Raw genomic sequence first — 12,934 nt, forward strand, 5'->3', positions numbered from 1 at the left:
GTCCATCGGACGTCTCGATGACGTGAGCGATCCCTACCGGGGATACCCCACAAAAGGGGTATCCCCGGTTGGTCGTTCCTAGGGGGGCATGTACGCCGGTAAGGTGGCCTCCGCTGTTAATTTCTGGGATCTGTGTGCCCCCGGCACCAATCACGGACCTTGACCGTTACGTATTCGTCGAATCCTCAAGACCGTCACCTCTGACGCACGCGCGCGGGGGTCGCAGGAGGCACCGTGCTCACCGCGTTCGCCCGGGCGTTCAAGACGCCCGACCTGCGCAAGAAGCTGCTCTTCACGTTGGGCATCATCGTGATCTACCGGCTCGGCGCGCATATCCCGATCCCCGGGGTCGATTACTCGAACGTCCAGACGTGCATGGATCAGTCCAGCTCCACGACCGGCCTGTTCGGCCTGGTCAACATGTTCAGTGGTGGCGCGCTGCTCCAGATCACGGTCTTCGCGCTCGGCATCATGCCGTACATCACCGCGAGCATCATCCTTCAGCTGCTCACCGTGGTGATCCCGCGCCTGGAGGCCCTCAAGAAGGAGGGTCAGGCCGGTACCGCGAAGATCACGCAGTACACGCGCTACCTGACCGTGGCGCTCGCCATCCTTCAGGGCACCGGCCTGGTGGCCACCGCCCGGACCGGCGCGCTCTTCCAGGGCTGCTCCGTCGCGAGCCAGATCGTCCCGGACCAGTCGATCTTCATCACGGTCACGATGGTCATCGTCATGACCGCCGGTACCTGCGTGATGATGTGGCTCGGTGAGCTGATCACCGACCGCGGCATCGGCAACGGCATGTCGATCCTGATGTTCATCTCGATCGCCGCCAGCTTCCCGGCCTCGCTGTGGGCCATCAAGCAGCAGGGCTCGCTGGCCGACGGCTGGATCGAGTTCGGCACCGTCATCCTCGTCGGCCTGGTCATGGTCGGCCTGGTGGTCTTCGTCGAGCAGGCCCAGCGCCGTATCCCGGTCCAGTACGCGAAGCGCATGATCGGCCGCCGGTCCTACGGCGGTACGTCTACGTACATCCCGCTCAAGGTGAACCAGGCGGGTGTGATCCCTGTCATCTTCGCCTCGTCGCTCCTCTATATTCCGGCCCTCGTCGCCCAGTTCGCCGGTGGCAACTCGGGGTGGAAGCTGTGGATCGACGACCACCTGACCAAGGGAAATCACCCGATTTACATCGTCACGTACTTCCTCCTGATCGTTTTCTTCGCGTTCTTCTACGTGGCGATCTCGTTCAACCCCGAGGAAGTCGCGGACAACATGAAGAAGTATGGTGGCTTCATCCCGGGCATCCGGGCTGGCCGACCGACCGCTGAGTACCTCTCCTACGTGCTCAACCGGATCACCTGGCCGGGTTCGCTGTACTTGGGTCTGATCGCTCTCGTACCGACGATGGCGTTGGTTGGTTTCGGGGCAAGCCAGAACTTCCCCTTCGGCGGCACCAGCATCCTGATCATCGTGGGTGTCGGTCTTGAGACGGTGAAGCAGATCGAGAGCCAGCTCCAGCAGCGCAATTACGAAGGGTTCCTCCGCTGATGCGAATCGTCCTCGTCGGGCCGCCCGGTGCTGGCAAGGGAACGCAGGCCGCGTTTCTCGCCCAGAACCTGTCGATCCCGCACATCTCCACGGGCGACCTCTTCCGTGCCAACATCAGCAAGGGCACGGATCTCGGCAAGCAGGCGAAGTCCTACATGGACGCGGGCCAGCTGGTACCGGACGAGGTCACCATCGGGATGGCCAAGGACCGCATGGAGCAGCCGGACGCCGTGAACGGCTTCCTGCTCGACGGCTTCCCTCGCAACGTCTCGCAGGCCGAGGCGCTCGACGTCGCCCTCAAGGCCGACGACGTGAAGCTGGACGCGGTCCTGGACCTGGAGGTCCCCGAGGACGAGGTGGTCAAGCGCATCGCCGGCCGCCGCATCTGCCGCAACGACTCTGCGCACGTCTTCCACGTCGTGTACAAGCAGCCCGAGGCCGAGGGCGTCTGTGACGTCTGCGGCGGCGAGCTGTACCAGCGCGACGACGACAAGGAAGAGACCGTCCGCAAGCGGCTCGAGGTCTACCACACGCAGACCGAGCCGATCATCGACTACTACCGGGAGCAGGGGCTCGTCGTGACGATCTCCGCCCTCGGCAAGGTCGAGGAGGTCACGGCGCGGGCCATGGAGGCCCTGGGACGCTAGTCCCTCGCATGTCTGTACGTGGCTGAGGCCGCGGTTCCCCGTCCGGGGGGCCGCGGCCTTAGTGTTGGTGTACGTACACCACGTACCGGATGACGGAGAGCGCAGGCCCCCATGGTTCAGATCAAGACCCCCGACCAGATTCGCAAGATGCGGGAGGCGGGGCTTGTCGTCGCGGCGATCCACGCCGCGACCCGGGAGGCGGCCGTGCCCGGCGCCACCACCCGGGACCTGGACGAGGTGGCGCGCAAGGTGCTGGACGAGCACGGCGCGAAGTCGAACTTCCTGGGCTACGGCGGCTTCCCCGCGACGATCTGCACCTCGAAGAACGAGGTCGTGGTCCACGGCATCCCGAGCGAGAAGGTCGTCCTGGAGGACGGCGACATCATCTCCATCGACTGCGGCGCGATCGTGGACGGCTGGCACGGCGACGCCGCGTACACCGCGTTCGTCGGCTCCGGTCACGCTCCGGAGCTGATCGAGCTGTCCCGGGTGACCGAGGAGTCGATGTGGGCGGGCATCGCGGCCATGAAGGCCGGTAACCGCCTGGTGGACATCTCCCGGGCCATCGAGACGTACATCCGCCGCCAGCCCAAGCCCGGCGGCGGCAAGTACGGGATCGTCGAGGACTACGGCGGCCACGGCATCGGCACCGAGATGCACATGGACCCGCACCTCCTGAACTACGTCGAGCGCCGCCGCGGCAAGGGCCCGAAGCTGGTCCCCGGCTTCTGCCTCGCCATCGAGCCCATGGTCGCCCTGGGCACCCCGCGCACCGCGGTCCTGGAGGACGACTGGACGGTCGTCTCCACGGACGGCACCTGGTCCTCGCATTGGGAGCACTCGGTGGCGGTGACGGAGGAGGGGCCGCTGGTCCTGACGGCTCCGGATGGCGGCAAGGCGAAGCTGGCGGAGATGGGGATCACGGCTGCGCCTGACCCGCTGGGGTGATCCCGGGGCGGGCCCGGTCGCCGGTCGGAGGCCGGCGCAGCCGCGCGAAGCTTGTGAGGCGCCCCGGCCGCCGATCCCGCGAGCGGGGCGTCCTGGCGGAGGCGGGGATCACGGCTGCGCCTGATCCGTTGGGGTGAGCCGGGAATCGGGTCCGAGTGGCGGGCTTAGTGATCTCTCTGGTAGGGGAGAATCCCGGGATTCGTCTTTCCGGGGGTACTGACGTAGACTGACGCGTCGGCTCTCGTGTATTGGCATGTCTGCATGCGAAGCGGGAGTCGATCAAGGTAGTCGATTCGAAGGGCGAAGCGTGGCCAAGAAGCAAGGTGCCATCGAGATCGAGGGCACTGTCGTCGAGTCTCTTCCGAACGCCATGTTCAAGGTCGAGCTCCAGAACGGCCACCAGGTCCTGGCACACATCAGCGGCAAGATGCGCATGCACTACATCCGTATCCTCCCTGACGACCGGGTCGTGGTGGAGCTGTCTCCGTACGACCTGACGCGTGGCCGGATCGTCTACCGGTACAAGTAGATCTTGCCCGAGTCCCGCTTCCTGCGGGCCGCCGGCAACTGACCCGGAGAACCTCACCCATGAAGGTCAAGCCGAGCGTCAAGAAGATCTGCGACAAGTGCAGGGTGATCCGCCGTCACGGCCGGGTCATGGTGATCTGCGACAACCCGCGCCACAAGCAGCGCCAGGGCTGACGCACGACTTACTGCAGTTCGTTCGCAGAGATTCGCGCGACGCACGCAACACATTGAGTACATATGCAGAGCCCGCCGGCGGTGGATCACTCCACCGTGGCGACACCCTCAGTCGGAGGCTGAGGACCCAGGTAGTACCTCATACGGCGCCTGGGACCGGTTCTGCTGCAGACCTCCGAATATCAACAGGAGCCATGAATGGCACGCGTTGAAGGCGTTGACCTCCCGCGCGACAAGCGCATCGAGGTCGCCCTCACCTACGTGTTCGGCATCGGGCGTACGCGCGCCCAGCTGACGCTGGACACGGTCGGTATCGACCGCAACATCCGTGTTCGCGACCTGAGCGAGGAAGACCTCGTCAAGATCCGCGAGTACGTGGACCAGAACTTCCAGACCGAGGGTGACCTCCGTCGCGAGATCCAGGCCGACATCCGCCGCAAGGTCGAGATCGGCTGCTACCAGGGTCTGCGCCACCGTCGTGGTCTGCCGGTCCGCGGCCAGCGCACCAGCACGAACGCTCGTACCCGCAAGGGCCCGCGTCGCGCCATCGCCGGCAAGAAGAAGCCGGGCAAGAAGTAGTCCTCAGCGGACGCTTTTCAGCGGTCTTCGCTGTAGGACCGACCACCTCCCGTAGGAGAACGACATGCCCCCCAAGGGACGTCAGGGCGCTGCCAAGAAGGTGCGCCGCAAGGAAAAGAAGAACGTCGCTCACGGCCACGCGCACATCAAGAGCACGTTCAACAACACGATCGTGTCCATCACGGACCCGACCGGCAACGTGATCTCGTGGGCCTCCGCCGGCCACGTGGGCTTCAAGGGTTCGCGCAAGTCGACCCCGTTCGCCGCGCAGATGGCCGCCGAGTCGGCCGCGCGTCGCGCGCAGGAGCACGGCATGCGCAAGGTCGACGTGTTCGTCAAGGGCCCGGGTTCGGGTCGCGAGACCGCCATCCGTTCGCTTCAGGCGACCGGTCTTGAGGTCGGCTCCATCCAGGACGTCACGCCCACCCCGCACAACGGCTGCCGTCCGCCCAAGCGTCGCCGCGTCTGACCTGACGCAGCACTGCTTGGTCTGAGGTTTTCGGGCGGTACGGCTCCTTCGGGTCGTGCCGCCCGTACCCTTGTACTACCTCAGGGCATCAAATAGTGGGTGCCCCTGACTGAAGGATCGCAACATGCTGATTGCTCAGCGTCCCTCGCTGACCGAAGAGGTCGTCGACGAGTTCCGCTCCCGGTTCGTGATCGAGCCGCTGGAGCCGGGCTTCGGCTACACCCTCGGCAACTCCCTCCGCCGCACCCTCCTCTCGTCGATCCCCGGCGCTGCTGTCACCAGCATCCGCATCGACGGTGTCCTGCACGAGTTCACCACCGTGCCGGGCGTCAAGGAGGACGTCACCGACCTGATCCTCAACATCAAGCAGCTGGTCGTCTCCTCGGAGCACGACGAGCCGGTCGTGATGTACCTGCGCAAGCAGGGCCCGGGTCTGGTCACCGCCGCCGACATCGCGCCCCCGGCCGGTGTCGAGGTGCACAACCCCGACCTCGTCCTCGCCACGCTCAACGGCAAGGGCAAGCTGGAGATGGAGCTGACCGTCGAGCGCGGTCGCGGCTACGTCTCCGCCGTGCAGAACAAGCAGGTCGGTCAGGAGATCGGGCGCATCCCGGTCGACTCGATCTACTCGCCGGTTCTCAAGGTCACGTACAAGGTCGAGGCCACGCGCGTCGAGCAGCGGACCGACTTCGACAAGCTGATCGTCGACGTCGAGACGAAGCAGGCCATGCGTCCCCGTGACGCCATGGCGTCGGCCGGTAAGACCCTCGTCGAGCTGTTCGGTCTCGCCCGCGAGCTGAACATCGACGCCGAGGGCATCGACATGGGTCCGTCCCCGACGGACGCCGCCCTGGCCGCCGATCTGGCGCTGCCGATCGAGGAGCTGGAGCTCACCGTTCGGTCGTACAACTGCCTCAAGCGCGAGGGCATCCACTCCGTGGGTGAGCTCGTCGCCCGCTCCGAGGCCGACCTGCTCGACATCCGCAACTTCGGTGCGAAGTCGATCGACGAGGTCAAGGCCAAGCTCGCCGGCATGGGCCTTGCGCTCAAGGACTCGCCTCCCGGGTTCGACCCGACCGCCGCCGCCGATGCCTTCGGTGCCGACGACGACGCCGACGCCGGGTTCGTCGAGACCGAGCAGTACTAAGAGCTCGGGACCGGCTGTTTGATTTCGGCTGCCGACCGGCTCCGGCTGGTCGCGCAGTTCCCCGCGCCCCTTACGGGGCGCGGGGTCTCCGACGGGCAAACCTGCCCGCTCGGACACTGACCTCGGTACCTGATACGGCCGGGGCAGACACCAAGGAGAAACACCATGCCGAAGCCCGCCAAGGGTGCCCGTCTGGGCGGCAGCGCTGCGCACGAGAAGCTGCTTCTCGCGAACCTCGCGAAGTCGCTCTTCGAGCACGGCAAGATCACGACGACCGAGGCCAAGGCCCGTCGTCTGCGTCCGTACGCGGAGCGTCTGGTCACCAAGGCGAAGAAGGGCGACCTTCACAACCGCCGTCAGGTGCTCACGGTCATCACGGACAAGAGCGTCGTCCACACGCTCTTCACCGAGATCGCCCCGCGCTACGAGAACCGTCCGGGTGGCTACACCCGTATCACCAAGATCGGTAACCGCCGTGGCGACAACGCGCCCATGGCTGTCATCGAGCTGGTCGAGGCCCTGACGGTCGCGCAGCAGGCCACCGGTGAGGCCGAGGCCGCCACCAAGCGTGCCGCCAAGGACGCCGAGCCGAAGACCGAGGCTCCGGCCGAGGTCGTCGAGGACGCCAAGCCGGCCGACGAGGCCGCCGCTGAGGAGTCCAAGGACGCCTGAGGCCCCGCGCCTCACGTGTTGAGCGGGTCCGCCCTCCGGGGCGGGCCCGCTTTTCCTGTCTCTAGCGAGGGATTGTTGTAGTGAGTGATGAAGCAGCGGACGGGTTCGTGCGCGTACGGCTCGATCTGAGTTACGACGGCAGCGACTTCTCCGGGTGGGCCAAGCAGGCCGGCGGGCGGCGGACCGTGCAAGGGGAGATCGAGAGCGCGCTGCGGACCGTGACCCGGTCGGAGCGGACGTACGAGCTGACCGTGGCCGGGCGCACCGATGCCGGGGTGCACGCGCGCGGGCAGGTGGCGCACGTCGATCTGCCGGAGGACGTGTGGGCCGAGCATCAGGAGAAGCTGCTGAAGCGGCTCGCCGGGCGGCTGCCGAAGGACGTACGGGTGTGGTCCGTGGCGGCCGCGCCGAGCGGGTTCAACGCGCGGTTCTCCGCGGTGTGGCGGCGGTACGCGTACCGGGTCACCGACCACCCGGGCGGCGTCGACCCGCTGCTGCGCGGGCACGTGCTGTGGCACGACTGGCCGCTGGACGTCGACGCGATGAACGCCGCCGCGCGGGACCTGCTCGGCGAGCACGACTTCGCCGCGTACTGCAAGCGGCGTGAGGGCGCCACCACCATCCGGACCTTGCAGGAGCTGAGCCTCGTGCGGGGGGAGGACGGGGTCATCACGGCGACCGTGCGGGCCGACGCCTTCTGTCACAACATGGTGCGCTCGCTGATCGGCGCGCTGCTCTTCGTCGGCGACGGACACCGGACGGCGGAGTGGCCCGGCAAGGTGCTCGCCGCCGGGGTGCGGGACTCTGCCGTGCACGTCGTGCGGCCGCACGGGCTCACGCTGGAGGAGGTCGGCTACCCGGCCGACGAGCTGCTTGCCGCCCGCAATCGCGAGGCGCGCAACAAGCGGACCCTGCCGGGGGCGGGCTGTTGCTGAAGTAACTCGTGTACATCCCAGGCAACTTGGATATGCTTCCGCGATCCGGCCACGGGGAAACGAATGGGGTGGTCGGGTGACAATGCGGTTGTGCGGGACCTGGGGGGTTTCCGTCGATGGCTTCATTCACCTCGGTGCGGCCCAGGGGGCGCCGCGCCGCACCTCGGCATGAGGCCGAGCAGTTCGGGTTGCTGCCGCTGCCGCCGTCGGACCGGGAGAAGTACTCCTACTCCCGTCGGCGGCTGTGGATCCTGACGCTCGGCTCGCTCGTCAGCTTCGGCTGTCTGGTGGTCAGTCAGTTCCAACTCGCGCTCGCCGCACCGCTGTTGTGGGTGTACGCGCCGCTGCTGCTGTTCAGCGTCGGCTACTACCTGGTGTCGCTGCGGGTGAACGGCTTCAGCCGGGACTTCGACCTCAGGCGCCACCGCCGCCTGGTGCGGAACTGGCGGCCCGAGAGCTATCCGTCCGTCGATGTCTTCCTGCCGGTGTGCGGGGAGCCGATCGCGGTGCTGCACAACACCTGGCGGCACGTGCGGACGATGGCCGACCGCTATCCGGGGGTGTGCCTGCCGTTCGTCCTCGACGACGGAGCCGACCCCGAACTGGCCGCCATGGCACGGGACTTCGGCTTCCGGTACGGCACCCGGGAGAACCGGGGATGGTTCAAGAAGGCCGGCAATCTGCACTTCGGGTTCGGCCGCTCCGACAGTACGTACATCCTGATCCTGGACGCCGACTTCACCCCGCGCGCCGATCTCCTCGACGAACTGCTGCCCTATCTGGAGCGCGACGACGGCGTCGGCATCGTGCAGTCGCCGCAGTACTTCCGGGTGCTCGACTCGCAGAACTGGATCGAACGCGGCGCCGGTGCCGTGCAGGAGCTGTTCTACCGCTCCGTGCAGGTGTCCCGGCAGGGCAGCGACGGCGCGATCTGCGTGGGCAGTTGTGCCGTGTACCGGCGGACCGCGCTGGAGGCCAACGGCGGCAGCACCCTCATCGAGCACTCCGAGGACGTGCACACCGGATTCGATCTGCGCGGCCTCGGCTGGGATCTGCGGTACGTGCCGGTCGCCCTGTCCACGGGGGTGTGCCCGGACAGCGTGGGGGCCTTCTTCAACCAGCAGTACCGGTGGTGCTCGGGCTCCATGAGCCTGCTCGGCAGCGCCAAGTTCTGGCAGCGGGAGATCAAGCTGTCGAGCCGGCTCTGTTACCTGTCCGGGTTCCTCTACTACATCCACACGGCGCTGTTCACCTTCGCCGCCCCCGTCGTTCCGCTGGTGCTGCTGCTCGCGCTGCCGGGCAAGCTGCTCGCCGAGAACCTGGTCCTGGTGCTGCCCAGCATCGTCTACACCACGATCGTCTTCCCGATGTGGCACCGGACGCCGTACCGCCTGGAGGCCTGGGCCGCCCGCCTGATGTACGGCTGGGCGCACGTCTTCGCCATCTGGGACATCCTGCGCCGCAACCGCGTGGGCTGGCGGCCCACCGGCTCGTCCGGCGCGAAGAAGGACAAGACCCGCAGGTTCTGGATCGGCATGTGGGCGTGGAGCGGCGGGACCGCGGTGCTGTGGGTGGGCGCCGCGGTCTGGCGGATGCTCACCATGAACCCCCCGGACTTCGCCCTGATCCTGTCCTCCGGCCTCTTCTACGCACTCGTCGTGGGCCGGGTCCTCGTGCAGCCCAGAGCGGAGAGAGCCACGTGACACCGACGCGTACGACCGGCAAGGCCCTGCGCGGCGCGGGCCTGGTCCTGGCCGCCGTCCTCGCCCTCGGCGGCTGCTCCCAGGGCGGCGGCTCCGGGACCGGGCCGGGCGCCCAGGGGCCGCACGGGGATCCCAGCCGGTCGGCACAGGCCTCGGACGGGGCCCCGGCGCCCTACGACGTGACCCCGCTCCTCAAGCCCGCCAAGAAGTACTTCGGTGCGGCCGTCGACGGTGCCCCGAACTCGATGAGGCCCGTCGAGGCGTACGCGCGGCTGACGGGCAAGCGGCCCAACCTCGTCGAGTACTACGCGGCCTGGGGCGACGGCTTCGACGCCGCCGGGGTGCGCAGGGCCTGGGACGGGGGCGCGCTGACGCTGATGTCCTGGGAGCCGTTCGACATCACGCTCGCCGATATCGCCGCGGGCAAGGGGGACAGGTATCTGATGTCGTACGCGGCCGCGGTGAAGAAGCTGAATCTGCCCGTGGTCATCGACTTCGCCGATGAGATGAACGGCCCCTGGGAGAAGTGGGGCACCCGGCACGCCACCCCGCGGCAGTACGTCGCGGCCTGGCGGCACATCCACGACACGTTCGCCGAGGCGGGGGCCTCGAACGTGATCTGGGCCTGGTCGCCGAACGTCGTCGACCCGATGCCCGACGTGCGGCTGAAGCCCTACTACCCGGGGGACCGGTACGTGGACTGGGTGGGCCTGGTCGGGTACTTCTCGGGGCCCCGGGCGACCTCGTTCGACGCCGTCTTCGGCCGGACGCTCACGGAGGTACGGGCCTTCACCGGGAAGCCGGTGCTGCTCCTGGAGACGGCCGCGGACCCCGGGCAGCGGCGCAGCGCGGACGTGCGCCACCTGTTCGCGGGCGTCGAGGGCGACGACGACATCGTCGGGTTCGTCTGGTTCAACTTCAAGAAGCGCGCTGACTGGCGCCTGGAGGCGACCCCGGCGGGGCTGGAGCAGTTCAGGAAGCTCGCCGCGGACGACCGCTTCGGCTTCGACGTCCGGGACCCGCGATGAGCGCCCTGCACGGCTCCAGAAGCGGCTCCAGGCCCGACGACGAGACGTTCGCGCTGCGGACCGTGACGCCGCACGTGCCCGTCCAGCCCACCGGGCAGGCCGAGCCCGGGACGCCGGGCTACGAGATACCCGAGACGCCCGAGGCCGGCTGGGACATGGCGGCCAGCCGCCGCCGCTCCTGGGTCAGCAGGGGCGTGCTGTTCTGCATCCTGGCCATCCAGGCGGTCCTGTCCCTGCGGCTGTCCAACACCGCGTTCCAGGACGAGGCGCTGTATCTGACCGCCGGGCACGCCGAGCTCGCGCAGCTGCTCCACGGCACTCCGCTGCCGAAGGACTACGCGGCCTACTTCTCGGGCTCCCCGCAGCTGTACCCGGTGCTCGTGGCCCTGGTCGACGGCCGGTTCGGGCTGTCCGGCGCGCGTGCCCTGGGCCTCGTCCTCATGCTGGCCACCACCGGTCTGCTGTACACGATCACCCGGCGCCTCTTCAGCGAGCGGGCGGCGCTCGCCGCGGCCGGGATGTTCGCCGTCACGCAGTCGACGATCGTCATGGGGCACTTCGCCACGTACGACGCGATGGCGCTGTTCCTGCTCGCGGTGGCCACCTGGATCGTGGTGCGCACCGACCGGCTGCCCGCCGTCGCGGGTCTGCTCGCCGTGCCCGTCGCCGTGCTCGCCGTCGGCGTGAAGTACGCGTCCGCCCTGTACCTGCCGACGATCCTCGGGCTCGCGCTGCTCACGGCGTGGCCGCGGCGCGGCGCCCGGTCCGCGATCCTGCGCGTGCTGCTGCTGGCGGTTGGCGTCGGCGCGCTGCTCGCGTGGGGCGCGCACGCCACCGATCTCCTCGCGGGCGTGCGGCAGACCACCACCGACCGGGTGCACGGTGCCGACAGCGGCCCCTACCTGCTGGAACAGTCCGCGAAGTGGGGCGGCCTGATGTTCCTCACGGCGGTCGGCGGCGCGATCTCGTACGTGTGGCGCAGCCGGCTGAACGAGTCGCCGCTCGCCCGCAGACTCGGCAACCCGGGCCGTGTCCGGCGGCTGCTGCTCGGGCTGCTGCTGTGCGGCACCGCGCTGCTCGCTCCCGCCTACCAGATCCATCTGGCCACGGTGGTCTCGCTGTTCAAGCACATCGGCTTCGGGCTGTTCTTCGCGGCGCCGATGGCGGGCGTCGGCGTGACCCGGCTGATCGGCGCGCACTTCCGCCATCCGCAGCTCGGCATCATGCTGTGGACGGTCACGCTCTGTCTGGGCATCCAGCAGGCGGACCTGCGGTTCGGCCTGTGGCCCGACTCCGCGCGGATGATCCGGACGATCTCCGCGCGGGTGGACTCCCACGGGCGCTATCTGAGCTCGACGCCCGAGGTGCCCGCCTACTATCTGCGGGCGAAAACCAGCCACCGGCAGTGGCAGAGCGTCTTCGGGATGGAGTACAAGGACGGGAAGGGCGGGTACCACGCCGGGGACGACGCCTACCGCTCGGCGGTCCGCGACGGGGCGTTCGACCTGATCGTCCTCGACGGGCTCACCAATCCCCGGGTCGACGACATCGTCGCGGCCGCGATCCAGGGCAACGCCCACTACCGGCTCCTCGCCGAGCTGCCGTTCCGCAACTCCGCCGGCACCGGCCGCTACCGGATCTGGGTGAGGACCCGGGGCTGAGCCCCGGGCGCCTCAGCGCTGCGCGGCCTCCGAGGCCTGGACCTCGCCGCGCTGCTTGATCTTCTGGAACGTGTACTCCTGAAGGTCGTCGCCGAGCGCGAACAGGACGCTGTCCTTCTTGGTGGCGTCCGTGCCGTTGGTGCGGCCGCCGTTGGTGAAGTACGCGTACCGGCCCACCGAGTTCGCGGTCTGGCGGCACACCGTCGTACGGCAGAACGTGGGGACGCCGGAGCCCGGCAGCGACAGGACGCCGCCGTCGAAGTCGTACTGCTCCTTGGCGCTCGTGGCCTGCTTCTTGCTGTCGAAGACGGCGACGCCGATGGTGACCGCCGACCCGCTCTTGTAGTAGGTCGCGCGGATGACCTGGGTGCAGCCGTTCTTCTTCAGGACGCCGGCCAGGCCCTTCTGCACCGCGGCGGTGCAGTCGGCGGTGCGGCTCGTGGCGCCCTTCGTGTACGTGTGGCCACCGAACGTGAGCGTCTTGCCCGGGAACATCGTGTCCGCGCTGAGCGGTGCCGTGTCCTTGGCCGCGCTGTCGATGAAGTCGTTGGGGTCCAGCGGCGGCGGCGCGGACGTCGGCTCGAAGGACGGCTCCGAGGTCTTCTCCTCGCTCGGGATGTCCGCGGTGCTCGGCAGCTGGTCGGCCGGCTTGTTGCCGGCGTCGCTGCTCCTGTTCGCGGAGACGATTCCCCAGGCCACCGCCGATCCCACGGCGAGCGTGGCGACCACGGCGCCGCCGATCAGCAGCCACCGTCGCTTGCGGGCGCGTGCCTCCGAGGCCTCGGCGAGCGCGGCCCAGTCCGGAGCGTTCCCGTTGTCATTGGCCCCCCATGGGGGTCCCCCCTGCCCGAAACTCATGGGGCGCATCTTAAACGTGGCGCATGAGTGCCGGGAG

Annotated in this window: 14 protein-coding genes; 13 read left to right on the plus strand and 1 reads right to left on the minus strand. The window is 68.4% G+C overall.

Annotation, left to right across the window (positions count from 1 at the left end; all coding sequences use genetic code 11):
• Positions 1 to 234: 234 nt before the first annotated feature.
• From secY to K377_RS15190, 13 genes are all read left to right on the plus strand, one after another.
• Positions 235 to 1,548 (plus strand): preprotein translocase subunit SecY, encoded by a 1,314-nt coding sequence (gene secY, locus K377_RS15130; RefSeq protein WP_111663855.1) that lies wholly within the window; start codon positions 235 to 237, stop codon positions 1,546 to 1,548.
• Positions 1,548 to 2,195, plus strand: a complete 648-nt coding sequence (locus tag K377_RS15135; RefSeq protein WP_111663856.1) for an adenylate kinase — start codon at positions 1,548 to 1,550, stop codon at positions 2,193 to 2,195. Before secY ends, K377_RS15135 begins: the two co-directional genes overlap by 1 nt.
• 111 nt (positions 2,196 to 2,306) lie before the next feature.
• Positions 2,307 to 3,143: a type I methionyl aminopeptidase gene (map, locus tag K377_RS15140; protein ID WP_111663857.1), complete on the plus strand. Its 837-nt coding sequence runs from the start codon at positions 2,307 to 2,309 to the stop codon at positions 3,141 to 3,143.
• Positions 3,144 to 3,450: 307 nt separating this feature from the next.
• Positions 3,451 to 3,672 (plus strand): translation initiation factor IF-1, encoded by a 222-nt coding sequence (gene infA, locus K377_RS15145; protein ID WP_003948620.1) that lies wholly within the window; start codon positions 3,451 to 3,453, stop codon positions 3,670 to 3,672.
• A gap of 59 nt (positions 3,673 to 3,731) precedes the next feature.
• A complete protein-coding gene (rpmJ, locus tag K377_RS15150; RefSeq protein WP_003974245.1) occupies positions 3,732 to 3,845 on the plus strand; it encodes a 50S ribosomal protein L36 in 114 nt (37 codons plus the stop codon).
• Between the two features lie 198 nt (positions 3,846 to 4,043).
• Positions 4,044 to 4,424: a 30S ribosomal protein S13 gene (gene rpsM, locus K377_RS15155; RefSeq protein WP_111663858.1), complete on the plus strand. Its 381-nt coding sequence runs from the start codon at positions 4,044 to 4,046 to the stop codon at positions 4,422 to 4,424.
• A gap of 64 nt (positions 4,425 to 4,488) precedes the next feature.
• Entirely contained in the window at positions 4,489 to 4,893 is a 405-nt protein-coding gene (gene rpsK, locus K377_RS15160; RefSeq protein WP_003948617.1) for a 30S ribosomal protein S11, read from the plus strand.
• Between the two features lie 124 nt (positions 4,894 to 5,017).
• Entirely contained in the window at positions 5,018 to 6,040 is a 1,023-nt protein-coding gene (locus K377_RS15165) for a DNA-directed RNA polymerase subunit alpha (RefSeq protein WP_003966937.1), read from the plus strand.
• A gap of 165 nt (positions 6,041 to 6,205) precedes the next feature.
• Entirely contained in the window at positions 6,206 to 6,712 is a 507-nt protein-coding gene (gene rplQ / locus K377_RS15170; protein WP_111663859.1) for a 50S ribosomal protein L17, read from the plus strand.
• An 80-nt stretch (positions 6,713 to 6,792) separates the two neighbouring features.
• Positions 6,793 to 7,647, plus strand: coding sequence for a tRNA pseudouridine(38-40) synthase TruA (gene truA / locus K377_RS15175; protein WP_111663860.1), 855 nt, complete (start codon positions 6,793 to 6,795; stop codon positions 7,645 to 7,647).
• 116 nt (positions 7,648 to 7,763) lie between these two features.
• The gene (locus K377_RS15180; RefSeq protein WP_181512572.1) at positions 7,764 to 9,350 is read left to right on the plus strand and encodes a glycosyltransferase family 2 protein; all 1,587 of its coding nucleotides are present in this window, start codon (positions 7,764 to 7,766) and stop codon (positions 9,348 to 9,350) included.
• On the plus strand, positions 9,347 to 10,378 hold the full coding sequence (locus K377_RS15185) for a glycoside hydrolase family 26 protein (protein ID WP_258395042.1): 1,032 nt from the start codon (positions 9,347 to 9,349) through the stop codon (positions 10,376 to 10,378). Before K377_RS15180 ends, K377_RS15185 begins: the two co-directional genes overlap by 4 nt.
• Complete coding sequence (locus K377_RS15190; RefSeq protein ID WP_181512573.1) at positions 10,375 to 12,039, plus strand: glycosyltransferase family 39 protein; 1,665 nt, start codon at positions 10,375 to 10,377, stop codon at positions 12,037 to 12,039. The genes K377_RS15185 and K377_RS15190 overlap by 4 nt, the downstream gene beginning before the upstream one ends.
• Positions 12,040 to 12,051: 12 nt before the next feature.
• Here the strand turns inward: K377_RS15190 and K377_RS15195 are convergent, their stop codons facing one another.
• Positions 12,052 to 12,897 carry a hypothetical protein gene (locus tag K377_RS15195; protein ID WP_237551331.1) on the minus strand — a complete coding sequence of 282 codons (846 nt, stop codon included), beginning with the start codon at positions 12,895 to 12,897 and terminating at the stop codon, positions 12,052 to 12,054.
• Positions 12,898 to 12,934: the final 37 nt, after the last annotated feature.

The organism is Streptomyces sp. PsTaAH-137 (assembly GCF_003259365.1).
Classification (GTDB): domain Bacteria; phylum Actinomycetota; class Actinomycetes; order Streptomycetales; family Streptomycetaceae; genus Streptomyces.